This is a genomic window from Streptomyces rectiviolaceus (assembly GCF_039533825.1).
In the GTDB taxonomy this organism is placed as follows: Bacteria; Actinomycetota; Actinomycetes; order Streptomycetales; family Streptomycetaceae; genus Streptomyces; species Streptomyces rectiviolaceus.
This window is the reverse complement of the sequence record NZ_BAAAUG010000019.1, coordinates 92,077-113,771: the sequence shown is the minus strand read 5'-3', so window position 1 is coordinate 113,771 and position 21,695 is coordinate 92,077. Positions and strand designations below refer to the sequence as shown.

Here is a 21,695-nt window from a genome sequence, read left to right as displayed (position 1 = left end):
TCGGACAGACATGGAGAGGCGGCCGGGAATGGACGCTGGGCTCAAGCGCGAGCTGGAGGAGAAGGTCCGGGCCGGTGAGCGGCTGTCCCGCGAGGACGGCATCGCCCTCTACGACTCGGACGATCTCGCCTGGCTCGGCGGTCTCGCCCACGAGGTGCGCACGCGCAAGAACGGCGACGTCGTGCACTTCAACGTCAACCGCCACCTCAACATGACGAACGTGTGCACCGCGTCGTGCGCGTACTGCTCGTTCCAGCGCAAGCCGGGCGAGAAGGACGCGTACACGATGCGCATCGAGGAGGCCGTCCGCCTCGCCAAGGCGATGGAGGGCGAGAACCTCACCGAGCTGCACATCGTCAACGGCCTGCACCCCAACCTGCCGTGGCGGTACTACCCGCGTTCGCTGAGCGAGCTCAAGAAGGCGCTCCCGGACGTCTCCCTGAAGGCGTTCACGGCCACGGAGATCCACCACTTCGAGACGATCTCGGGGATGTCGGCGTCCGACATCCTCGACGAGCTGATCGAGGCGGGCCTGGAGTCGCTGACCGGCGGCGGCGCGGAGATCTTCGACTGGGAGGTCCGCCAGCACATCGTCGACCACCGCACCCACTGGGAGGACTGGTCGCGCATCCACCGGCTCGCGCACGAGAAGGGTCTCAAGACCCCGTGCACGATGCTGTACGGCCACATCGAGGAGCCCCGTCACCGGGTCGACCACGTGCTGCGCCTTCGTGAACTCCAGGACGAGACCGGCGGTTTCCAGGTCTTCATCCCGCTGCGCTACCAGCACGACTTCGTGGACATGAAGGACGGCAAGGTTCGCAACCGCCTCCAGGCGCGGACGACCATGGCGTCGGGCGCCGAGGCCCTGAAGACCTTCGCGGTCTCGCGGCTGCTCTTCGACAACGTCCCGCACGTCAAGGTCTTCTGGGTCATGCACGGCCTGCAGACCACGCAGCTCGCGCTGCAGCACGGCGCGGACGACATGGACGGCTCGGTCGTCGAGTACAAGATCACGCATGACGCGGACAACTTCGGTACGCCGAACAAGCTGACGCGGGACGACCTGCTCGACCTCATCCGCGAGGCGGGCTTCCGCCCGGTCGAGCGGAACACGCGCTACGAGTCGATCCGTGAGTACGAGGGTCCGGACCTGTCGCTCCGTGAGACGCCGCAGGCGATGCGGGTCTGACGTACGTCACGTACGTGTGAGGAGCGAGCCCCGGCCGTGAAGGCCGGGGCTCGCTGCGTTGTCCGGGATGCGAAACGCGTTTGAGGCGTGCGGGCGGTAATAGTTAACCTAGCCCCATGACGCTTACCTTCCGGCTGGACCCGGAGATCGATCCCGCCCTCCGCGACGGCGTCCTCGCCCTCTGGGCCGACGTGTCCAACGCCGGCGGAGCCGTCGGTTTCGTACCGCCCGTGACGGTCGAGGACATACGCCCCGAGTGGCTGAAGCGCCTGGCCCAGCTGAGCGAGGGGGACATCCGGCTGCTCGTCGGGTACGACGAGGACGGCGCCGTCGCCGCGACCACCTTCCTCGCGTACAACACGCACCGCCTGATGAAGCACTGGATCTGGCTGTACGTCGTGATGGTGCACCCCAAGCACCAGGGCAAGGGATACGGGCGCGACCTGATGGCCGCCGCGGCGGACGCCGCCCGCGGGATGGACGGGATCGACGCGATCCGGCTGACCTGCCGGGGCGGCACGGGAGTCGACCGGTTCTACGCGTCCTGCGGATACAAGGAGGTCGGGCGGGTGCCCGGCGCGATCCGTGTCGCCCCCGGTGACGACCGCGACGACATCACGATGCTGCTCCCGCTCGGCTGACCGTTCGCGGGAGGGGCTCGTCCAGCACGGGAGGGCTCACCCCCTTGCTGGACGTGACCCCTCCCGTGCTTCACTGGAGGGGCTCGTCCTACTCGGGCCTATTTCGGAACGGAAGAGTGGATTGACATGCTCCGCTACACGCTGATGCGCCTCGGGATCTTCGTGGGCTGCTTTTTCGCGGTCTGGGGACTTGTCTATGCCGGGGTCCTGCCGAAGGGCCTCGGGGACTCCAACCTCCTGTGGGTGCTGCTGCTCGCCCTCGTCGTCTCCGCGCCCATCAGCTTCGTGGTGCTGCGCAAGGAGCGGGACCGGGCGTCCATCCAGGTCGTGGAGCGCGTGGAGCGGACCAAGGCCAACCTGGAGGCGAACCGCACCCAGGAGGACCTCGCCGACGACGCCGCTCGCGCGCAGTCGTAAGTTTCGTCACAAAGACCTCAACCCCGGCACTGGAGCGGACGCTCCGGGCCGGGGTTTCGTGCGTCCCGAGGGGGACTCGGCCTCTGATTGGCCTCTTCTACCTCAAACAAGACCTTTGATGTTCTCAAAGTTCAAGTGTTAACGTGTTCGACATGAAGACAGCAGCCGCGCACCGCATCGCCATGAGCGTTCCGCTCGTGGCGCGCCTGCATGTCGATCTCTGCCGCTGCATGTCCGCGGCCTGTCGTTGCCGTCGTTGAGTTCTCGCTGAGACTCCTTGAACAGCGCGAGCGACAAGCACCAACTGACATCTGCACTGCAGCGGCGCCGTTACGGCCGTTCCGTCTGACCCCCTCGCGGTCGCCGCTCCCTCACATCCCCCCGCCATTACCCGGAGTGTGTCCGTGTCCGCGAAGTCCTCCGTATCCCCGGCCTCCGAGGCCGAGCAGCCGAAGTCCGGCTCCCGGATACCCAAGTTCCTCAAGGTGCCCTTCTGGGCGCAGATCCTCGGCGGTCTGGTCCTCGGCGTCCTGCTCGGCTGGCTGGCCCGCAGCCAGGACGTGTCCTGGCTGGTCACCACCCTGGACAAGGTGGGAAGCACCTTCATCGGGCTGCTGAAGCTTGCGGTCGCCCCGCTCGTCTTCTTCGCCATCCTGGTGTCGATCACCAACCTGCGTAAGGTCAACAACGCCGCGCGGCTCGCGTCGCAGACGCTGGTCTGGTTCATGATCACGTCGCTGATCGCGGTCGTCATCGGCCTCACCATCGGCCTCATCACGAACCCGGGCGCCGGCACCGGCCTCACCCCGAAGGACGGCGCCAAGCCGGACGAGGCGGGTTCCTGGATCGACTTCCTCACTGGGATCATCCCGACGGACGTCATCACGCCGTTCACCGAGCTCAACGTCCTGCAGATCGTCTTCATGGCCGCCGTCGCCGGTGTCGCCGTACTGAAGATCGGTGACAAGGCGCAGCCGATCCTGGACCTCAGCGAGTCCGTTCTCGCGCTGCTCCAGAAGGCCCTGTGGTGGGTCATCAAGCTCTCGCCGATCGGCACCATCGGCCTCATCGGCTTCGCCATCGCCGACTACGGCTGGGACCTGATCAGCAAGTACGCGACGTTCACCGCCGACATCTACATCGGCTGCGCCATCGTGATGTTCGGCGTCTACCCGCTGCTGCTCTCCACGGTCGCCAAGGTCAACCCGCTGCAGTTCTTCAAGGGCGCCTGGCCCGCGATCCAGCTGGCCTTCGTCTCGCGCTCCTCGGTCGGCACGATGCCGGTCACCCAGAAGGTCACCGAGCGGCTCGGCGTGCCGAAGGAGTACACGTCCTTCGCGGTGCCGTTCGGCGCCACGACCAAGATGGACGGCTGCGCCGCGATCTACCCGGCGATTGCCGCGATCTTCGTCGCGCAGATCTTCGACGTGCAGATGGGCATCAAGGAGTACCTGCTCATCGCCTTCGTCTCGGTGGTCGGCTCGGCCGCCACGGCCGGTCTGACCGGCGCCACGGTCATGCTGACGCTGACCCTGTCGACGCTGGGCCTGCCGATGGAGGGCGTGGGCCTGCTGCTCGCCATCGACCCGGTCCTCGACATGATGCGCACCGCCACGAACGTGGCAGGGCAAGTTGCAACACCGTTGATTGTGGCGGCGCGGGAGAACATCCTCGACCGCGACAAGTACGCGAAGGCCACGTCGTCCCCGCTCGACGGGTACGACGAGGAGCCCGCCGACGAGCCGCAGGCGGTGCCTGTCGCCGCCTGACGTCCCCCGGCTCGTGCCGTGCCCCCCGTGCCCATGTCTGGGCGCGGGGGGCACGTCTGTGTCCGGGGTGTCCGGGGTGTGCGGGCTCGTTCTAGTCGAGCTGGTCGAGGCGGTGGGTGTCGAGGACCTGCTCGGCCGTGTGCAGCAGGGGCTGGTTGTGGCGGAAGGAGTGGGCGCGGAGGCGGGCCAGGGCGTCGTCGGGGGTGAGCCCGTGCTTGGCGGCAAGGACACCGGCGGCCATGTGGACGGTGGGCGGAAAGCCCTGCGGTCCGCGCTGGGCGGGCCGGGATTGGCTGGTGAGGAGGTGAGGGTGCTCCTCCAGGGCGAGCAGCGCCAGAATGCGGGCGTAGGCGGAGGCCCGGTCCTTCTGCACAGGGGTGAACGGGGTGGGCTCGCAGCGGTAGAGGTCCATGGCGCCGACGGCGAGGTTGCCGATGATCAGGGGCAGGGCCAGAACGCTGCGGGCGCCGTGTTCGCCGGCCATGGGGGCGTAGGCGGGCCAGCGGGGGGACGCGTGGTGCAGGTCCACCGCGTCGACGGGGGCACGGCGGGTGTAGGCGTCGGTGCACGGCCCCTCGCCGGTGACCAGTTGGGCGTCTTCCACGACCCGGGCACGCTCGTCGGTGACCGTGGCCAGCAGGCGTAGTTCGCCGGCGACGACGAGGGTGGCTCCGGCGAAGTCGGCGTCCACGTCGTCGGCGCAGGCCCGGCAGGCGACGGTGAGCGTGAAGCCACCGGTGCGGGCGGCGGCGCTGACGCGTTGCCAGGCCGCTCCGTGGTGGTCGTGGTTCACGAGGTGCCCCTGTGACGAGGTGGGCGGGGGGAGAGCGACACGTCAGGTGGTCAGAGGCGTCGGATGACAGAGGATTCGAGGGAGCCGTCGATGAGTTGCTGGCAGAGCCCGGCCAGGGTCTGGCGGTGAGCACGGGCGTGTTGACGCAGGGCGTCGAATGCCTCGTCGAGAGTGGAGTGCCAGCGTTCGGCGAGGATCCCCTTGGCCTGCTCGATGACGATGCGGCTGGAGAGTGCGGCCCGCAGTTGGGCTCGCTCGACGTTGCCGTGCACGATGGTGCGGTGCTGCAGGATGGCGATGGTCGCCACGTCGGCCAGCGCTTGCGCCACCCGCGCATCACCGTCGCTGAGTCCCTGTTCGCGGGAGTCGAAGAGGTTCATCGCGCCCACGACCTGCTGGCGCAGGCGCATCGGCAGGGCGTGGGTGGTGGCGTATCCCGCCTGGCGGGCGCGTTCGGCGAAGAGCGGGAACGCGGCTGTCTCCCCGGGGGACTTCAGGCTGATGTTGAGGCGGGCGGCGCCACTTCGGTGGCACTCCACGCAGGGCCCCTGGTCGGCCTGGAGGGCGAAGAGTTCAAGGAGCCGGGTGTGCTCGTCCGACGCGGCGATCAGTTGCAGGCCCCCGGCGGGGTCGGCGAGCATGACTCCCACGGCGGAGATGTCGAGCAGTTCGTTGCAGCGGTCGCACAGCTTGTGCAGGAAGTCGATCAGATCGAAGTCGTCGACGAGAGTGTCCACGGCATCGACCATGGCTGCCAGTAGATGTTCTTCACGTGTCATGGCCCTTCAGTCCCTTCACCGGCAGGAATGTCCGGCCCGTTTTCGTCATTGTGGAAGGCCAACCGCCTGGCTACCACGTCCTCGGCCACCTCCACCACGGGCCGCCCGTGCCGGTAGGCGTGGGCGCGCAGCCGCAGGAGGGCCTGGGCGAGTGAGATCCCGGCCTGGACACTGACCATGCCGCTTGCCTGGTGGACGGCTGCCCGGTAAAAGGCCGAAGAATCAGCGGCGTTGGCGAAGGCCTCTCGTTGCGGGCCGCTCTCCAGCAGGATGGAGATCAACGCGTTGGCCACCAGCCGGGCGTCGGTCAACCCCGCGTCCGGGAGCGGGCCCGCCGCCGTGCGCTGCAGGGTCATCGTGCCCAGACAGGCGGACCCGATGGCCAGCGGAAGGCAGAAGATCGCGCCGACACCCAGCGCCGTGGCCTCGGGCAGCAGTACGGGCCACCGGTCGGCCGACACGCGCGACAGGTCCGCCACCAGTACGGACCTGCACGAGGCGGCCACTTCGAGTGCCGGTCCCTGCCCCAGGGTGAACTGCAGGTCCTCCAGCCACGCGCTGGCGCCCGCCGTGGACCACAGCAGTTCGCTCAGGCCGCTGCCGGCTGTCACGGAGACGGCGACGCCGTCCACACGCAGAGCCTGGGCGCACAGCTTCGGGTCGGCACCGATCAGGCCCGTATCTCCGTACGAGGGGTGCAGGCTCTGCAGCACGGCAGCCAAGTCGCTGTCGGTGCCCATCGCTCATCACCTCCCGCTACAGCTGCCTCAGGAGGACCTCTGCGGCGCAGAGAGCGCACTGACGGCGACTCCAGTCTGGCGGCTCCAGTCTATGGAATTCCTGCTATGGGATTCCTGGCGGCGCATACTCTTCTCACCGTTCGAGTGCCGAAAAGAGCGAGACGTACTCGAAAAAGAGCGAGGCGTACTGTGGGGAGACAGGCTGCCCGCAGGCGACGCGCTCGCCCACCTCACCCTGACATTGGCTTCCGATCAGGGCAGCGTCGGCGGTGAATGCCGGAGTTCGGACGCCACGATGACCGCCCGACCGGACGCAGTGGCGCTCGCCGCCCGCTTCACAGGTCAGGATCAACCGGGACTGCGCATCGGCACCGCGTGCCGGACGGCCCTGCACAACGCGTATTCGGTGGGGCTCACGCTGGCGGCCGACGCCGCCCTGGCGCAACGGGTGTCGCTGTGTGCGGTCGGTCCGCTCGCCCGCAAGGGCGAGGAACTGCAGATCAGTCTCGGAGAAGGACCGTGCGTACAGGCTCTGAGCCAGCGCGCCCAGGTCCTCGTCGCCGACCTCGACGACCCTGCCACCACACGGCACTGGCCCGTCTACGCCCAGCAGGCCAAGGCACACCGCATCCGCGCCGCCTTCGCCCTGCCCGTCCTCAACGGCACCGACCCGGCACAGCAGGCCGGTCTCGTCCTCACCCTCTACCGTCACTGCCCCGGCCCGATGTCCGACGCCGACCTGCAAGCCGCCCAGGACCACGCGGACGCCGCCGACCTCCTGCTCCTCGCCGCGCCCGTACCGGCCGGGGACGACCTCGCCCACGCCTGGCTCCTGCCCACCGACGCAGTGGTCCACCAGGCCATCGGCATGATCAGCTACCGGCACTCCCTCACCACCGGCCAGGCCCTCGCCCTGATGCGCGCCCACGGCCACACCCAGGCAACGACCCTTACCGCCCTGGCCCGTGCCATAGTCGACGACCACTTCACGCTCCCTGACTCTGGCTCTGGTCCTGGCCCTGGCCCTGGCCCTGACTCTGGTCCTGACCCGCCCCGCTCCGGCACCACGGACGGTTGAGAGGGGCGGCTGGCAGGGCGGCTGTCGGGCCGTCACCAAGGGCGGGCCGTCACCAAGGGCTGGCAGCGCCCAACTTGAAAGGCCCTCTATCGCGGCCGCCCACGGAGTCATACCCTGATCTCGGCAACGAAGGATTCACGTGCCGTCACCGACCGCGTGATTCCGCCAGGCTCCCAGCCCCCGAGCCGGAACAACCCAGAGGCCCGGCTGGAGCCGTAGCACCGACAACACGGCATCAGCCCCCGCCCTCCCGGCATGTGGGGGTCTTTCCCGCATCCCCAACTCCGGGCGGCCCTCGTGAGGATGCGGCGGAGGGGAGCCCCGCATCCTCACGCTTGGGGTTCACCGTCAGGTTCACCGTCACCCAGGCTCGTCGCTCGTCCCTGCTACTTCGGGTTGCGGTTGAAGGCCGCCTTCGACCAGTAGTAGCCGAGCACGGTCAGCCCCACGCACCAGGCGATCGTGAGCCACCCGCTGTTGCCGATCTCGGTGCCGAGGAGCAGGCCGCGGAGGGTCTCGATGGCGGGGGTGAAGGGCTGGTACTCGGCGATCGGCTGGAACCAGCCCGGCATCGAGTCGACCGGGATGAAGGCGCTCGAGAGAAGCGGCAGCAGGATCATCGGCATCGCGTTGTTGCTGGCTGCCTCGGCGTTCGGGCTGACCAGACCCATGCCGACCGCGACCCAGGTGAGCGCCGTGGCGAAGAGCACGAGCATTCCGAACGCGGCCAGCCATTCCAGGGCGGTGGCGTCGGTGGAACGGAAGCCGATGGCCACGCCGATGGCGCCGACGAGGACCACGCTGGCGACCGCCTGCAACACACTGCCGACGACGTGTCCGATGAGTACGGAGCCGCGGTGGATCGCCAAGGTGCGGAAGCGGGACATGATGCCCTCGGTCATGTCCATGGAGACGGACACGGCGGTTCCGACGACGGTTCCGCCGATGGTCATCATCAGGATGCCGGGGACGATGTAGGCGATGTAGTCGGAGCGGTCCGCTCCGCCGCCGCCGATGCCCGCGCTCATCACGTCGCCGAAGATGTAGACGAAGAGCAGCAGCATCATGATCGGGGTGAGCAGGATGTTCAGGGTGAGGGACGGGTAGCGGCGGGCGTGCAGGAGGTTGCGGCGCAGCATCGTGCTTGAGTCGCGCACGGCGAGGGGGAGAGCGCTCATCGGACGGACTCCTTGGGGTGGTTGGGCTGCTTGGGCTGCTTGGGCAGGCCGGATTTGTCGGAGACGTTGGTGTCGCTGGTGAGGGCGAAGAACACGTCGTCGAGGTCGGGGGTGTGGACGGTCAGTTCGTCGGCCTCGATGCCCTCGGAGTCGAGCCAGTCGAGGATGGAGCGCAGTTCGCGCTGGCTGCCGTCGCTGGGGAGGGACAGGGACAGTGCCTCGTCGTCCCGTGCGGCCTCGCGCAGTGCGGTGGCTGCGGAGGCGTAGGCGTCCGGGTCGGTGAAGCGGAGGCGGATGTGTCCGCCGGGGATGAGGCGCTTCAGCTCTTCCGCGCTTCCCTCGGCGGCGATTTTGCCGTTGTTGAGTACGGCGATGCGGTCGGCGAGTTCGTCGGCCTCTTCGAGGTACTGGGTGGTGAGGAAGACGGTCACTCCGTCGGAGACGAGCTCGCGGATGATGGCCCACATGTTGTGGCGGGAGCGGGGGTCGAGGCCGGTGGTGGGCTCGTCGAGGAAGATGATCCGTGGGTTGCCGACCAGGGTCATGGCGATGTCCAGGCGGCGTTTCATGCCGCCGGAGTAGGTGGAGGCGGGCTTCTTCGCTGCCTCCACCAGGTCGAAGCGTTCCAGGAGTTCGGCGGTGACCCGGCGGCCTTCCTGTTTCGGCAGGTGGTGCAGGTCGGCCATGAGGAGCATGTTCTCCTCGCCGGTGATCAGGCCGTCGACGGCGGAGAACTGGCCGGTGACCCCGATCGCCGCGCGGACCGCCTGCGGGTTGGCGGCGACTTCGTGGCCCGCGACCTGGGCCTGGCCGCCGTCCGCGGTGATGAGCGTGGACAGGATCTTCACCGCGGTGGTCTTGCCCGCACCGTTCGGGCCCAGCAGGGCGAACACGGTCCCGGCCGGGATGCGCAGATCGATGCCGTCGAGCACGGTCTTGTCGCCGTACGACTTGCGCAGACCGAGGGTGGAGACGGCGACTGGCGGCTGCAGATCGCCGCTCTGGCTGGATGTGGACATGACAGATGAAGGCATGGAGCCCTCCCGATCGAGGGGTGAAGTGGCGGGGGGTGTGGGTGAGTTGCGGCCGGTTCTCTTCCGGAGCCGGGGCCGAGGTCAGGGCCGGGGCCAGGGCCGCGGCGGGGTCAGGCCTTGGCGCGGAGGATGTCGATGTTGCCGTACCGGGTGCGGGCACGGATCTTGACGGTGTCCTCGGCCTCTTCCGGGCTCTCGGACGCGGTGAGCCTGTTGCGTACCTGCCCCTTGTCGGAGCTGACGTCGAGCCAGGCGGCCGTGCCCTGGCGGATGCCGACCTCGATGGCGCCGTAGTTGGTCTCCAACTGGACGCTGCCGCGGGCGACTTCGCCGATGCGCAGAGTGCCGTGCGCGTTGGTCGCGGTGACCGAGCCCTCGGCGCGCAAGATGTCGATGTCGCCGTTGGCGCCGCTCACCCGCAGGTCACCGGTTGTGGAGCCGACGGTCGTGGTGCCGTGCGAGTTCTTCAGTACGGCGGGGCCGTCGACGTGGCTGACACGCATGCTGCCGGAGCTGGTGGTGATCTCGGCAGCGCCCTCGACCCGGTCGACGGCGATCGAGCCGTGGGAGACGGTGAGGTGGAGCGGCCCGGTCGTGTCGAGACGGACGCCTCCGGTCGAGGCCTTCACGCGGACCTTGCCGAGCCTGCCTTCGCCGAGCACCTGGGTCGCGGACCCGGTCACCTCGACGTGCGAGCCCGTGGGCAGTTCGACCGTCACGTCGACGCCGCCGGTGGGGCCGATGATGAGGCGTTCCTTCGTCCTGATGTTCAGAACGCCGCCCGCGTACGTGACCTCGGTCTGCTCGGCGGCCCGCACGTCCTTGTCCCTCTTCGGGTCGCCGGGCCGTACCTCGACGACGGTGTCGAGCCGGTCGCCCGCGATGAATCGAATGGAACCGGCCCCCACGTGCGCCGTGACCGAGATCGGTCCGGAGGTGTCGAAAGAAGGCATGGCTGTCCCGTCCTCTTGAGTCTTAGGGGCGTCCCCGCTGGTGGGACGTGGTGTGGGTGAGGTGGTGGAGGGAGGTGGTGGAGGGGAAGTGGTGGAGGGGCGGGGCGCGGCTAACGCACCCAGCCCGTGAAGTTCTGCCCGATGGTCTGGGTCTTCCCCGTCGTGCGTGGGCGGGCGCCGCCGCCGTCGACCGCGGCGGACACGGCGCGGGTCAGCCATGCGTTGACCGAGAGGCCCTCCCGGCTCGCGGCCTCCTCGGCGCGCGCCTTGAGGTGGGCCGGCAGGCGCAGATTGACGCGGGCGGTGCCGCCTTCGTCTCCTTCGGCGGGCGCCTGCGACTTGAGCGGTTCGACCGGCGCGGTCGGCTCGGTGGGGCCGCGGTCGGTGGGCGGCAGCGTCACCACGAAGTCGGGGTCGAGCCCGCGCAGCCGTACGTCGACCGAGCCGGGGGCGAGATCACGGGTGATCTCGTCCATCGCGGCGGAGAGCACGTTGAGCATGGTCAGGCGGGTCGCCGACTCCAGCGGAGCGGTGAGCCGCTCGGCAAGCTCGCGTGCGTCTTCCCCGCCGGCTTCGGCGGCCACCGCGAGTTCGTGGCGGAGGGTGTCGACATACGGGGTGAGGTCCATGACGCCATCATGGCACCAGTGTGGCGCCATTCGCAAGTGTGGGTGGCGCATTGGGTGGGGCGGGTGCGGGGTCGCTGTGGTGCCATGCGTGGTCGGGTGCCGTGCTGGGTGTGGAATGGCGCCGGGTGGTGCCACTCGGTGTGCCATGTGATGTCGCCAGGTGGCTGTAAAGAGCTGACCGTAGGCTGGCCTTTCTCTGCACAGGTTTTGTGAAGGCGGGCGGCCGGGGGTGGGCGACGTGAAGGCCGGGGCGGTCGACGGTGCGGTCGGTGGTGCGGTGGTGAAGCGGCAGAAGCGGATGCCGCGGGCCGTGCGGGAGCAGCAGATGCTGGACGCCGCCGTGCGGATCTTCGGGCAGCGGGGGTACCGGGCGGCTTCGATGGACGAGATCGCGGAGGTCGCGGGGGTCTCGAAGCCGCTGGTGTACCTGTATCTGAACTCCAAGGAGGAACTGTTCACCGCGTGCATCCGGCGGGAGGCCGCGGCGTTGGTCGCGGCGGTGCGGGACGGGGTGAGCGGCGGCGGGCCCGCCGACCGGCAACTGTGGGCCGGGCTGCGGGCGTTCTTCGCGCACACCGCGGAGAAGCCTGACGCGTGGGTGGTCCTGCACAACCAGGCGCGGACGCAGGGGGAGCCGTTCGCCGCCGAAGTCGCCGTGATGCGCGAGGAGATCGTGGCGTTCGTGACGTCACTGATCGCGGAGGCGGCACGCGAGGCGCACCGGAAGCCGGAGCTGGCGGAGCGTGAAGTGGCGGGGCTCGCACAGGCGTTGGTGGGGGCGGCGGAGTCCCTGGCCGGTTGGGCGAACGGGGACGCGTCGGTGTCCGCGAAGGGGGCTGCGGCGACGCTGATGAACTTCGCGTGGGCGGGGCTCGGGGAGTTGATGGAGGGGCGGCGGTGGGTTCCTTAGCGGAGGGATCTTTAGCGGAGGGTTCCGCTGAGGTGGGTTGAGTTGCCGTCGGCGCTTCGGAGCTGGAAGGACGGGCCGTCGGCCGCGTAGGTGACGGTGCTGGGGAGTAGTACGGGGGCCTTGAAGTCGACCTGTACGTGGGCTGCTTCGGGTGCGTCGTACTCCGCGAGGCAGCGGGCCGCGGTCCACATGCCGTGGGCGATGGCTCGGGGGAAGCCGAGGAGGCGTGCGGTGAGGGGGTGCAGGTGGATGGGGTTGCGGTCACCTGAGACGGCGCCGTAGCGGCGGCCGAGGTCGCGGGGGAGGGGCCACTCGGCGAGGGTGGGGAGCGGGTCGTTGTCGGCCTTTACCTCGGTGGGGGCGGCGGGGGCGGTGGTGGTGGTGCGGTGGCGGGCCAGGTAGGTGCTGCTGGATGTCCATACGGTGGTGCCGTCGACGCGGGCCTCGGTGACGAGGGTGGCTTCGGTGCCGCGGCGATGGGGTGCCAACTGGTCGGCGTACACGACGAGTTCAAGGCTGTCTGCGGTGGTCAGGGTGCGGTGCTGGGTGATCTCGATGGACGTGTGGACGAGGCCGAGGAGCGGGAGCGGAAAGGCGCGGGTGGTCATGAGGCGCATGGCCAGGGGGAAGCTGAGGACGTGGGGGTAGGTGAGGGGGAGGGTGTGCGGGGCTGTGCGGTAGCCGCAGAGGCGGGAGTAGGCGGCGAGGTGGGCGCTGTCGGGGCGTACGCCGCTGAGGGTCGGGCGCGAGCTGGGGAGGGGGGCGTCGGCCCGGGGCCGCTTGAAGGGGGAGAGGATCGCGCCGCGGAGGAGCAGGAGGGCAAGCATGGGGGTCCTTTCGGGGTCTGCGGGGCTGGCCTGTCTGTGGGTACGGTGCCGCGCCGGTATGTCCGTCCTCGCTATCGTCCGGTGCCCGCGGGGCTACTTCGGCTCCGGAGCGCCGCGAACCGTGCTCCGGGCAGACATACCGCCACGTCCCCTCGGGTGCGTCGCCGTCTGCGGTGCGGGTTCGTCTGTGGGTACGGTGCCGCGCCGGTATGTCCGTCCTCGCTATCGTCCGGTGGCCGTGGGGCTGCTTCGGCTCGGGAGCGCCGCGAACCGTGCTCCGGGCGGACATACCGGCACGTCCCCTCGCGTGCGCTGCCGACTGCAGGCGCGTTCGTGCGGCGGTGCGGTCCGCCTGTGGGTACGGTGCCGCGCCGGTATGTCCGTCCTCGCTATCGCCCAGTGCCCGCAGGGCTACTTCGGCCCCGGAGCGCCGCGAACTGTGCTCCGGGCGGACATACCGGCACGTCCCCTCGCGAGCGCTGCCGACTGCAGGTGCGTGGGTCCCGGGCGCCCGTCTGCGGTACATCGCACCTGTAGACGCCAACTGACCCCAACCCACACACCCCCACCACACCCCGGTCTGCACGTTCCCACCCACCTCGGTCTGCACGTTCCCACCCACCCCGGTCTGCACGTTCCCACCCACCCCGGTACCCCGGGCTTGTACGTTCCCCACCCACCCCAGCGGCTCCTTCCCCACCCACCCCGGGCCTGTACGTTCCCCACCCCACCCCGGCGGTTTCGTTCCCACCCACCCCGGGCTTGTACGTTCCCCACCCACCCCAGCGGCTCCCCCCCGCCCACCCCGGGTCTGTACGTTCCCCACCCACCCCAGCGGTTTCGTTCCCACCCACCCCCATCCGTACGGAAAACCCACCCACCCCCTGGCACCGCGGGGCAATCGGGCGGGTGGGCGGGAAAAGCCTGTTCGGCGAGAGGGAGCTGCGGGGTGATCGGGCGGGTGGGTGGGAGAGGCATGTTCGGGCAGGGGAGGCCGCGGGGTGAGCGGGGGCCGGTTGGGGCGAGGGCTACGACCCGAGGAGGCTTTGGCCGCAGACCCGGATCACCTGGCCGTTCACCCCGGTCGAGGCCGGTGAGGAGAGCCACGCCGTGGTCTCGGCCACGTCCACCGGGAGACCCCCCTGGGCAAGGGAGTTCATCCTGCGGCCCGCCTCGCGGATGAAGAGAGGGACCGCCGCCGTCATCTTCGTCTCGATGAAGCCGGGGGCCACCGCATTCACCGTCACCCCGTACTCCGCAAGCGCCCCCGGCGCCAGCGAACGGACCAGGCCGATGATGCCCGCCTTGCCGGCGGCGTAGTTCGTCTGGCCGGCGTTGCCCGCGATCCCGGCGATCGAGGCCGTGGCGACGACGCTCCCGCCCCGGTTCAGCGTCCCGGACTTGAGTAGCGCGTCCGTCGTGCGCAGTACGCTCGTCAGGTTCACGTCCAGGACCGGGTTCCAGCGGTCCGCGGGCATGTTGGCCAGCTTGCGGTCCCTCGTGATCCCCGCGTTGTGGACGAGGATGTCCAGGCCGCCGGGAGCGAGCACCGAAGCCATGCGCTCCCCGGCGTCGTCCGCCGTGATGTCCAGCGGCAGCGCCGTTCCGCCGAGCCGGTCCGCCACACGTACCAAATCCGCCTGCGCGGACGGCACATCGAGTACGACCACATGCGCGCCGTCCCGGGCGAGTACCTCCGCCACCGCCTCGCCGATCCCCCGCGCCGCCCCGGTGACGAGCGCCGTGCGGCCGGACAGCGGGCGGTCCCAGTCGCACGGGGCAGCATGATCCGCTTCCCCCACCTCGATCACCTGGCCGCTGACGTACGCCGACCTCGGCGAGAGCAGGAAGCGCAGTGTCGACTCCGCGGCCGCCACCGAGCGCATGCGGACCAGCGACGCCGTGCGGCCCCTGCCCAGCTCCTTGCCCAGGGAGCGCACGAAGCCCTCCAACGCCTGTTGCGCCGCCGCCTGGTGGTGGTCCGAAGGGGAGACCGGGGCGCCGAGCACCACCACGCGGCCGTTCTCCGCCACCGAACGCACCACGGGGTGCAGTGCCGCGTGCACGAGGGCCAGGTCAGGGGTGTCTTGAATGCCCGTTGCGTCCAGTACCACCGCTGTCGGGTGGGAGGAGCCAGGTGAGTCGGGTGCGTCGGGTGCGTCGGGTGCGTCAGGTGAGTCGGGTGCGTCGGGTGAGTTAGGTGTGGGCGTTAGGGGGGTTCTTGCCAGCGTTGATGACAGTTCCGCCTTGTGCGGTGAGTCCTCGCCTGCCGTCAAGTGGAGCAACTCGCCCTCCAGGAACGGGTGTTCCGGACTCCAGCGCCGCAAGGGCGACGGCTGGGGCAGGCCGAGCCTTCGGGTGAGGAAGCGGCCGGGTGCGGTGCCCGTGAAGTTCAGATAGCGGTCGGCCATTGTCCAACTCCCAGCTCGGTCGTAAATTTACTTCGGAGTAAGGTTACTCAAGGGTCAGGAGCTGGTCGAGACATGAATCTGCCCACCACCCGCCGCGTGGCGGTCATCGGCGGCAGCCGCATCCCGTTCGCGCGCTCCGACGGCCCGTACGCGACCGCGTCCAACCAGGAGATGCTGACCGCCGCCCTGGACGGGCTCGTGGAGCGGTATCGGCTTGAGGGGGACGGCGTGGTCGGGGAGTTCGTCGCCGGTGCCGTGCTCAAGCACAGCCGCGACTTCAATCTCGCCCGCGAGACCGTCCTCGGCTCGCGTCTCGCGGCCACCACACCCGCGTACGACATCCAGCAGGCCTGCGGCACCGGGCTGCAGGCCGTTGTCGCCGCCGCCAACAAGATCATGCTGGGGCAGACGGAGTCCGCCGTGGCGGGCGGCGCCGACACCGCGAGCGACGCCCCGCTCGGCGTCAACGACTCCCTGCGCAAGCTCCTGCTGGCCGCGCGCCGCGCCAAGACGGCCGGGGAGCGGGTCAAGGCTCTCGCTCGCGTGCGGCCCTCGCACCTCGTGCCGGACATTCCGCGCAACGCGGAGCCCCGCACCGGGCTTTCGATGGGTGAGCACGCAGCCGTGACCGCCCAGGCGTGGGGCATCACGCGCGAGGCGCAGGACGAACTGGCCGCGGCCAGCCATCAGCGGCTTGCCGCCGCGTACGACAGGGGGTTCCTGGACGGGCTCGTCGTGCCCTTCCGGGGGCTTGAGCGGGATCAGAATCTGCGGCCCGGGTCGAGTGTCGAGAAGCTGGGGAAGCTGCCGCCCGTTTTTGGGGCGAAGGGGGCCAACCCCACGATGACCGCCGGGAATTCGACACCCTTGACCGATGGCGCCGCCGTCGCGTTGCTTGCCAGCGAGGCGTGGGCCGAGGAGCGCGGGCTCGAACCGCTGGCCTTTCTGACCGCGTACGAGACCGCCGCCGTCGACTTCGTCGGGGGTGATGTCGCGGGGGGTGAGGACGGGCTGCTGATGGCGCCCGCGTACGCCGTGCCGCGGATGCTGGAGCGGGCCGGGCTCGGGCTCGCGGACTTCGACTTCGTCGAGATCCATGAGGCGTTCGCCTCGCAGGTGCTCGCCACGCTGGCCGCCTGGGAGAAGCGGGGGCTCGGGGTCGTGGACAGGGACCGGCTCAACGTCGCCGGGTCCTCGCTCGCCACGGGGCATCCGTTCGCCGCCACCGGTGCGCGGATCGTCGCCACCCTGGCGAAGCTCCTCGCCGAACGGGGTACTCCCGGGCGCGGGCTGATCTCCATCTGCGCGGCGGGTGGGCAGGGGGTGACGGCGATTCTTGAGCGGTAGCCGCGCGTGTGGGTGGGGCGGGTTCTTATCCCCACGCCCGGGTTCTTTTCCCTACGCCCGCCCCTTCCCGAAACCGAAACCAGCCGCCCCGGGGCCTTGCGCACCCTCATCACCGGCTTCGCCGAGTTCGTCCCCAAACGCCGGACGGGCTGAACCTCCCTCCCGACAAGGAGCCGCCACCCATGTCATCCGTCCCCCCTCAGCCCGCCCTCGTCGAACCCCGCCTTCGCCACCTCGACGGCGTCGTACGCGAAGTCTCCGTACCGCCGTTCGCCTCCGCCGTCAGCCGCGGTTCCCTTGCCGACATCCCCTTCGACAACGCCCGCGAGGCCCCCGCCGAAGCCGTGCTCTCCCGGAAGGGCGACGACGGGCGGTGGCGGGACGTGTCGGCCGCGGAGTTCGCCGATGAAGTCCTCGCCGTCGCCAAGGGGTTGATCGCGGAAGGGCTCGCCCCGGGGGACCGGCTCGCCATCATGGCGCGTACGACGTACGAGTGGACGCTGCTCGACTTCGCGGGCTGGGCGGCCGGGCTCGTCACCGTGCCCGTCTATCCGACCTCCTCCGCCTATCAGACCCGGTGGATAGTCCAGGACTCCGGCGCCGTCGCGCTCGCCGTCGAGACCGCCGCGCTCGCCGCTTCGCTCGGGCCGGAGCGGGACCGGATGCCCGACCTGGCGCATCTGTGGTCCTTCGAGAAGGGTGATGTGCGGCGGCTCGCCGAGCTGGGGCGGCTGGGTGAGGTGTCCGACGCCGAAGTGGCGGGCAGGCGGGCCGAGTTGGGGCCCGATTCCGTTGCCACGCTCATCTACACATCCGGCACCACCGGGCGGCCCAAGGGCTGCGTCCTGACCCACGGCAACTTCTTCGCCGAAGTCGACAACGCCATTGAACTGCTTCATCCCGTCTTCAAGTCCGTCAGCAAGGCGCCCGCCTCCACGCTGCTCTTCCTGCCGCTCTCCCACGTCTTCGGGCGCATGGTCGCCGTCGGCTGCATGCGCGCGCGGGTGCGGCTCGGGCACGCGCCCAGCATCCAGACCGAGGATCTGCTGGGGGATCTGAGCGGCTTCCGGCCGACCTTCCTGCTCGCCATTCCGTATGTGCTGGAGAAGGTGTTCAACACCGGGCGCGCCACCGCCGAGAAGATGGGCCGCGCCTCCTCCTTCGACCGCGCGGCCCGCATCGCCGTCCGCTACGGCGAGGCGGTCGAGGCGCGGCAGCACGGCACTGGCCCTGGTCCGACGTTCGGGCTGCGGATGGCCCGCGCGCTGTACGACCCGCTCGTCTACCGGCGGATCCGCGCCGCACTCGGCGGCAAGGTGCGGTACGCGATCTGCGGCGGTTCGCCGCTCGGGCGCCGCCTCGCCGCGTTCTACGCGGGTGCGGGCATCGAGATCTTCGAGGGGTACGGGCTGACCGAGACCACCGCCGCGGCGACCGTGACACCGCCGCTGAAGCCGAGGCTCGGGACGGTGGGCTGGCCGCTGCCCGGTACGCGTGTACGGATCGCGGACGACGGCGAGGTGCTGCTCGCCGGAGGGCAGGTCTTCGGCGGTTACTGGGACGGGCAGGCCGGGCGTGTGGTGCCTGCGAAGGGGGAGTGGTTCGCGACGGGGGACATCGGCGCCCTCGACGCCGACGGGTATCTGTCCATCACCGGTCGTAAGAAGGACATCCTCATCACCACCGGCGGCAAGAACGTGGCGCCCGCGCCGCTGGAGGACTGGCTGCGCGCCCACCCGCTGGTCGGCCAGTGCATGGTGGTCGGCGACGAACGGCCCTACATCACGGCCCTGCTCACGCTGGAGGCGGACGGCATCGCGCACTGGTGCCGCATGAAGAAGAAGGTGCACACGGGCCCGGCCGATCTCGTGGACGACACCGAACTGCGCGAGACCCTGCAGCGCGCCGTCGACGAGGCGAACAAGCTCGTGTCGCGGGCCGAGTCCATCCGGCGGTTCGCCGTGCTGCCCGTGGACTTCACGGAGGAGAGCGGCCATCTGACCCCGTCCCTGAAGCTGAAGCGCGACGCCATCGAGCGGGACTTCGCGGCGGACATCGAAGGCCTGTACGGACACGCACGGTAGCGGGCGTCACTCGCTGTCACCTGGACGGGCGGGGCCGCTGCCCCGCGCTTAGGGTGATCGAGAGGCAGACCCTGGGAGGTTGCCGTGCGTAGAGCTGTCGCACTCGCCGGCGTGACCGCGCTGGCCGTCATGGGGACAGGGGCCTGGTTGCCGGGCGGGAGCGCGGCGGCTTCGCCCGCATCTTCACCCTCACCCTCATCTTCACCCTCGTCTTCACCGTCACCCTCGCCCTCGCCCGACCTTTCGCGCTACTACACGCAGAAGATCAAGTGGGGCGCCTGCGAAGGGGACGCGGCAGGTCTCATCTCCGAGTCCGACGCCACCGCCGTGCCCAAGGACAAGAGCATCCAGTGCGGCAAGATCACTGTTCCCCTCGACTACGCGAAACCGGGGCGCGGCACGGTCAAGGTGGCCATGGTCCGCATCAAGTCCAGCGGCAAGCCCCGGGGTTCGCTCCTGCTGAACTTCGGGGGGCCCGGCGGCGCCGGGGTCTCCGGGCTGCTCCATGCGCAGAAGGAGTTCGAGTACCTCGGCAAGGGGTACGACGTGGTCTCCTTCGACCCCCGTGGCGTGGGCGAGAGTTCGCCCGTCAGCTGCGGGGAAACCAGTGGGGAAGACCCGGCGGCGGGTGAGGACCCCGGTGACCCCGGTGCCGTGCTCGACGAGATGCGCAAGATCTCCGAGCAGTGCAAGAAGGAGTCCGGGCCCATCCTTCCGTACGTCGGGACCGTCAACGTCTCGCGCGACATGGACGTCATGCGCCAGGTGCTCGGCGACAAGAAGCTGAACTACCTGGGCTTCTCGTACGGGACGCGGCTCGGCGCCGTCTACACCGCCCAGTTCCCCAAGAACGTCGGGCGGATGGTCCTCGACGGCGTGGACACCCTGACCGAGGACGTCGCCGAGCAGGCTCTGGTGAGCGCCGAGGGACGCCAGGCCGCTCTCGACAACTTCATCAAGTGGTGCACGGACAACGCCGGTTGTGTCCTGGGCACCGACTCACGTGCGGCGCGTGACAACATGGCCGAGCTGATCAAGGGGCTCGACAAGTATCCGCTCCAGTCCTCGGACGGCGCGGAGTTCACCGGCCAGGACGTCGTGGACGTACTCGGGCAGGCGCTCTACAGCAGGCAGTCGTGGCCCGCGCTCTCGCAGGCTCTTGGCGCACTGCTGGCGGACGGCGACCCCAGGGCCCTGCTGCGGATGAGCGGGTCCCTGGCCCAGCAGGCTCCCCTGGGCGGCGTGGCGGGCCTGGCGCCCGAGGACGTGCCCGCCGACAACATGGCTGCCGCGCTCATGGCCGTGAACTGCGCGGACGACCCGGACCGGCCTGACGCGGACAGCCTGGAGAAGGAGGTCGGCAAGCTCCAGGAGGAGTTCGAGTCGACGTCCGCCATCTTCGGGCGTTCGATGCTGATGCCGGTGCTCTTCTGCTTCGGGCGGCCCGCCGGTACGGACTACATCCGCGATGACGTACGCGACGTGAAGAGCCCCGACTTCCTGCTCGTCGGCACCCGGGGCGACCCGGCCACGCCGTACCGCTGGGCCGAGGAGACGGCCGAGCGGCTCGGCTCTGCGGCCGTCGTCCTGGACAACAAAGGTGACGGGCACACCGGTTACGCCGGGTCGAAGTGCGTGCGGGACAAGGTGGACGGGTTCCTGCTGTACGGGGAGATGCCGAGGAACGGGAGTTCCTGCGGGGCGGACGAGGAGGAGTAGGGGCGGCTCGGCGGCTCGGCGGGCTGGGCGCCAGCCGCTAGCCGCAGGCGCGGGCCGCCGGGTCGAGGCGCAGCATCGCTTCCTCGTCCGCGCTGCCCGGCTCTGCCTGGTAGACCACCAGTCGCTGGCCGTCCGTCCTCGCCAGCTTCATCACCTCGTACGTGAGCGTCATCGCGCCCACCTTCGGATGGTCGAAGGACTTCGTGCCGCCGCCGCGCTCCTTGACCTCGTACCGCTCCCAGAGGCGGGCGAAGTCCGGTGACTTGAGGAGGAGTTCGCCGACCAGGGCGGCCAGTTGGGGGGAGTCCACGTCGACGCCGCCGACCGCGCGCAGGTGCGCGACGGACTTGGCGACGGTCTCCTCCCAGGGCTGGTAGAGCACGCGGCCCACCGGGTGGAGGAACAGATAGCGCGTGACGTTGCGCTTCTCCGCGGGCCAGTCCCACAGGCCCGGCAGGAGGCGGCGGCCTGCCGGGTTCGCGGCCAGCATGTAGCTGTGGCGGCTGACCACGTACGCGGGGAGCGGGCTCAGGTTCTCCAGCATGCGCTCGACGCTGGGGCGGACCGTGTGAGCGGGGGTGGGGTGCGGCTCCGTGAGGCGGCCCGACGCGAGCTCCGCGAGGTCGTGCAGGCGCTCGTGGGCGTCGCCGCTGAGGCGCAGGGCGCGGGCCAGGGCGTCGATCACCGAGGGGGAGGGGTTCGTCTCGCGGCCCCGTTCCATGCGGGTGTAGTAGTCGACGCTGACTCCCGCGAGGGTGGCGAGTTCCTCGCGGCGGAGGCCGGGGGTGCGGCGCAGGCCTGTCCCTTGCGGGAGACCGGCGTCGGTGGGGCTGATCTGCGCGCGTCTCGCCCGCAGGTATCTGCCCAGTTCTGTGCCCTCTGCCTTCGCCATCCGTCCATTGTCCCTCGTGGGGGGTGGGTGTGGGGGGCCGTGTCAGGGCCTGGAACGTTGCGGTCTGCCTGGACGGCGGGTCTGGGCGGAGTCTTGGGGTGCCCCCCAAGGGCCTCTCCCGCCCACCCGCCCGTTTGCCCCGCGGTGTCATCTTGCCGAACGGGCCCTTCCCGCCCACCCGCCCGATCACCCCGCGTTGCCATCTTGCCGGACGAGCCATTCCCGCCCGCCCGTTTGCCCCCGCAGCACAGGAGTCACCAGTCATGCCGCCCTCCGTCGTAGCCTCCGCCCCCGCCCCCGCC

19 protein-coding genes are annotated in these 21,695 nt (G+C 69.9%); 9 read left to right on the top strand and 10 right to left on the bottom strand.

Annotated elements, in window-relative coordinates; translation table 11 throughout:
* The first annotated feature begins 28 nt into the window (after nucleotides 1-28).
* From mqnE to ABD378_RS04835, 4 genes are all read left to right on the top strand, one after another.
* The gene (gene mqnE / locus ABD378_RS04850) at nucleotides 29-1,192 is read left to right on the top strand and encodes an aminofutalosine synthase MqnE (RefSeq protein ID WP_344519130.1); all 1,164 of its coding nucleotides are present in this window, start codon (nucleotides 29-31) and stop codon (nucleotides 1,190-1,192) included.
* Nucleotides 1,193-1,308: 116 nt separating this feature from the next.
* On the top strand, nucleotides 1,309-1,833 hold the full coding sequence (locus ABD378_RS04845; RefSeq protein ID WP_344519129.1) for a GNAT family N-acetyltransferase: 525 nt from the start codon (nucleotides 1,309-1,311) through the stop codon (nucleotides 1,831-1,833).
* Nucleotides 1,834-1,959: 126 nt separating this feature from the next.
* Nucleotides 1,960-2,250 carry a DUF4229 domain-containing protein gene (locus tag ABD378_RS04840; RefSeq protein WP_344519128.1) on the top strand — a complete coding sequence of 97 codons (291 nt, stop codon included), beginning with the start codon at nucleotides 1,960-1,962 and terminating at the stop codon, nucleotides 2,248-2,250.
* A gap of 398 nt (nucleotides 2,251-2,648) precedes the next feature.
* The gene (locus tag ABD378_RS04835; RefSeq protein ID WP_386544297.1) at nucleotides 2,649-4,019 is read left to right on the top strand and encodes a dicarboxylate/amino acid:cation symporter; all 1,371 of its coding nucleotides are present in this window, start codon (nucleotides 2,649-2,651) and stop codon (nucleotides 4,017-4,019) included.
* Nucleotides 4,020-4,110: 91 nt separating this feature from the next.
* On the opposite strand, the gene ABD378_RS04830 is transcribed toward ABD378_RS04835, so the two are convergent.
* Genes ABD378_RS04830 through ABD378_RS04820 form a run of 3 tightly spaced genes read right to left on the bottom strand, consistent with a single transcriptional unit; the run spans nucleotide 4,111 to nucleotide 6,331 of the window.
* Nucleotides 4,111-4,812, bottom strand: coding sequence for a GAF and ANTAR domain-containing protein (locus tag ABD378_RS04830; protein WP_344519126.1), 702 nt, complete (start codon nucleotides 4,810-4,812; stop codon nucleotides 4,111-4,113).
* A gap of 50 nt (nucleotides 4,813-4,862) precedes the next feature.
* Nucleotides 4,863-5,591, bottom strand: a complete 729-nt coding sequence (locus ABD378_RS04825; protein ID WP_344519125.1) for an ANTAR domain-containing protein — start codon at nucleotides 5,589-5,591, stop codon at nucleotides 4,863-4,865.
* On the bottom strand, nucleotides 5,588-6,331 hold the full coding sequence (locus tag ABD378_RS04820; RefSeq protein ID WP_344519124.1) for an ANTAR domain-containing protein: 744 nt from the start codon (nucleotides 6,329-6,331) through the stop codon (nucleotides 5,588-5,590). The genes ABD378_RS04825 and ABD378_RS04820 overlap by 4 nt, the downstream gene beginning before the upstream one ends.
* Nucleotides 6,332-6,626: 295 nt before the next feature.
* Here ABD378_RS04820 and ABD378_RS04815 point away from each other — a divergent pair, with 295 nt between their 5' ends.
* Nucleotides 6,627-7,409, top strand: coding sequence for a GAF and ANTAR domain-containing protein (locus ABD378_RS04815; protein ID WP_344519123.1), 783 nt, complete (start codon nucleotides 6,627-6,629; stop codon nucleotides 7,407-7,409).
* A gap of 386 nt (nucleotides 7,410-7,795) precedes the next feature.
* On the opposite strand, the gene ABD378_RS04810 is transcribed toward ABD378_RS04815, so the two are convergent.
* From ABD378_RS04810 to ABD378_RS04795, 4 genes are all read right to left on the bottom strand, one after another.
* Entirely contained in the window at nucleotides 7,796-8,587 is a 792-nt protein-coding gene (locus ABD378_RS04810) for an ABC transporter permease (protein ID WP_344519122.1), read from the bottom strand.
* Nucleotides 8,584-9,606, bottom strand: coding sequence for an ATP-binding cassette domain-containing protein (locus ABD378_RS04805; RefSeq protein ID WP_425583814.1), 1,023 nt, complete (start codon nucleotides 9,604-9,606; stop codon nucleotides 8,584-8,586). The genes ABD378_RS04810 and ABD378_RS04805 overlap by 4 nt, the downstream gene beginning before the upstream one ends.
* A 125-nt stretch (nucleotides 9,607-9,731) precedes the next feature.
* Nucleotides 9,732-10,574 (bottom strand): DUF4097 family beta strand repeat-containing protein, encoded by an 843-nt coding sequence (locus ABD378_RS04800; RefSeq protein WP_344519120.1) that lies wholly within the window; start codon nucleotides 10,572-10,574, stop codon nucleotides 9,732-9,734.
* Between the two features lie 110 nt (nucleotides 10,575-10,684).
* The gene (locus ABD378_RS04795) at nucleotides 10,685-11,203 is read right to left on the bottom strand and encodes a toxin-antitoxin system HicB family antitoxin (protein WP_344519118.1); all 519 of its coding nucleotides are present in this window, start codon (nucleotides 11,201-11,203) and stop codon (nucleotides 10,685-10,687) included.
* 298 nt (nucleotides 11,204-11,501) lie between these two features.
* Between ABD378_RS04795 and ABD378_RS04790 the strand changes: the two genes are divergently transcribed.
* A complete protein-coding gene (locus ABD378_RS04790; RefSeq protein WP_344519186.1) occupies nucleotides 11,502-12,113 on the top strand; it encodes a TetR/AcrR family transcriptional regulator in 612 nt (203 codons plus the stop codon).
* 11 nt (nucleotides 12,114-12,124) lie between these two features.
* Here the strand turns inward: ABD378_RS04790 and ABD378_RS04785 are convergent, their stop codons facing one another.
* Nucleotides 12,125-12,940: a MaoC family dehydratase gene (locus ABD378_RS04785; RefSeq protein ID WP_344519117.1), complete on the bottom strand. Its 816-nt coding sequence runs from the start codon at nucleotides 12,938-12,940 to the stop codon at nucleotides 12,125-12,127.
* 1,028 nt (nucleotides 12,941-13,968) lie between these two features.
* On the bottom strand, nucleotides 13,969-15,351 hold the full coding sequence (locus ABD378_RS04780) for a 3-oxoacyl-ACP reductase (protein ID WP_344519116.1): 1,383 nt from the start codon (nucleotides 15,349-15,351) through the stop codon (nucleotides 13,969-13,971).
* A gap of 72 nt (nucleotides 15,352-15,423) precedes the next feature.
* Here ABD378_RS04780 and ABD378_RS04775 point away from each other — a divergent pair, with 72 nt between their 5' ends.
* From ABD378_RS04775 to ABD378_RS04765, 3 genes are all read left to right on the top strand, one after another.
* Entirely contained in the window at nucleotides 15,424-16,698 is a 1,275-nt protein-coding gene (locus tag ABD378_RS04775) for an acetyl-CoA C-acetyltransferase (RefSeq protein WP_344519115.1), read from the top strand.
* Nucleotides 16,699-16,880: 182 nt separating this feature from the next.
* Nucleotides 16,881-18,782: an AMP-dependent synthetase/ligase gene (locus ABD378_RS04770; protein ID WP_344519114.1), complete on the top strand. Its 1,902-nt coding sequence runs from the start codon at nucleotides 16,881-16,883 to the stop codon at nucleotides 18,780-18,782.
* 84 nt (nucleotides 18,783-18,866) lie between these two features.
* A complete protein-coding gene (locus ABD378_RS04765; RefSeq protein ID WP_344519113.1) occupies nucleotides 18,867-20,501 on the top strand; it encodes an alpha/beta hydrolase in 1,635 nt (544 codons plus the stop codon).
* A gap of 37 nt (nucleotides 20,502-20,538) precedes the next feature.
* Here ABD378_RS04765 and ABD378_RS04760 read toward each other — a convergent pair whose 3' ends face one another.
* The gene (locus ABD378_RS04760) at nucleotides 20,539-21,393 is read right to left on the bottom strand and encodes a helix-turn-helix transcriptional regulator (RefSeq protein ID WP_344519112.1); all 855 of its coding nucleotides are present in this window, start codon (nucleotides 21,391-21,393) and stop codon (nucleotides 20,539-20,541) included.
* Between the last annotated feature and the right edge of the window lie 302 nt (nucleotides 21,394-21,695).

Excerpts from the sequence above, each read along its gene's own strand:
- ABD378_RS04845 (WP_344519129.1), top strand. The coding sequence starts at position 1,309 with ATGACGCTTACCTTCCGGCTGGACCCGGAGATCGATCCCGCCCTCCGC.
- ABD378_RS04775 (WP_344519115.1), top strand. The coding sequence starts at position 15,424 with ATGAATCTGCCCACCACCCGCCGCGTGGCGGTCATCGGCGGCAGCCGC.
- ABD378_RS04760 (WP_344519112.1), bottom strand. The coding sequence starts at position 21,393 with ATGGCGAAGGCAGAGGGCACAGAACTGGGCAGATACCTGCGGGCGAGA.
- ABD378_RS04780 (WP_344519116.1), bottom strand. The coding sequence starts at position 15,351 with ATGGCCGACCGCTATCTGAACTTCACGGGCACCGCACCCGGCCGCTTC.
- ABD378_RS04840 (WP_344519128.1), top strand. The coding sequence starts at position 1,960 with ATGCTCCGCTACACGCTGATGCGCCTCGGGATCTTCGTGGGCTGCTTT.
- ABD378_RS04825 (WP_344519125.1), bottom strand. The coding sequence starts at position 5,591 with ATGACACGTGAAGAACATCTACTGGCAGCCATGGTCGATGCCGTGGAC.
- ABD378_RS04785 (WP_344519117.1), bottom strand. The coding sequence starts at position 12,940 with ATGCTTGCCCTCCTGCTCCTCCGCGGCGCGATCCTCTCCCCCTTCAAG.
- ABD378_RS04815 (WP_344519123.1), top strand. The coding sequence starts at position 6,627 with ATGACCGCCCGACCGGACGCAGTGGCGCTCGCCGCCCGCTTCACAGGT.
- ABD378_RS04805 (WP_425583814.1), bottom strand. The coding sequence starts at position 9,606 with ATGTCCACATCCAGCCAGAGCGGCGATCTGCAGCCGCCAGTCGCCGTC.
- ABD378_RS04820 (WP_344519124.1), bottom strand. The coding sequence starts at position 6,331 with ATGGGCACCGACAGCGACTTGGCTGCCGTGCTGCAGAGCCTGCACCCC.
- ABD378_RS04795 (WP_344519118.1), bottom strand. The coding sequence starts at position 11,203 with ATGGACCTCACCCCGTATGTCGACACCCTCCGCCACGAACTCGCGGTG.
- ABD378_RS04770 (WP_344519114.1), top strand. The coding sequence starts at position 16,881 with ATGTCATCCGTCCCCCCTCAGCCCGCCCTCGTCGAACCCCGCCTTCGC.
- ABD378_RS04800 (WP_344519120.1), bottom strand. The coding sequence starts at position 10,574 with ATGCCTTCTTTCGACACCTCCGGACCGATCTCGGTCACGGCGCACGTG.
- ABD378_RS04810 (WP_344519122.1), bottom strand. The coding sequence starts at position 8,587 with ATGAGCGCTCTCCCCCTCGCCGTGCGCGACTCAAGCACGATGCTGCGC.
- ABD378_RS04790 (WP_344519186.1), top strand. The coding sequence starts at position 11,502 with ATGCCGCGGGCCGTGCGGGAGCAGCAGATGCTGGACGCCGCCGTGCGG.
- mqnE (WP_344519130.1), top strand. The coding sequence starts at position 29 with ATGGACGCTGGGCTCAAGCGCGAGCTGGAGGAGAAGGTCCGGGCCGGT.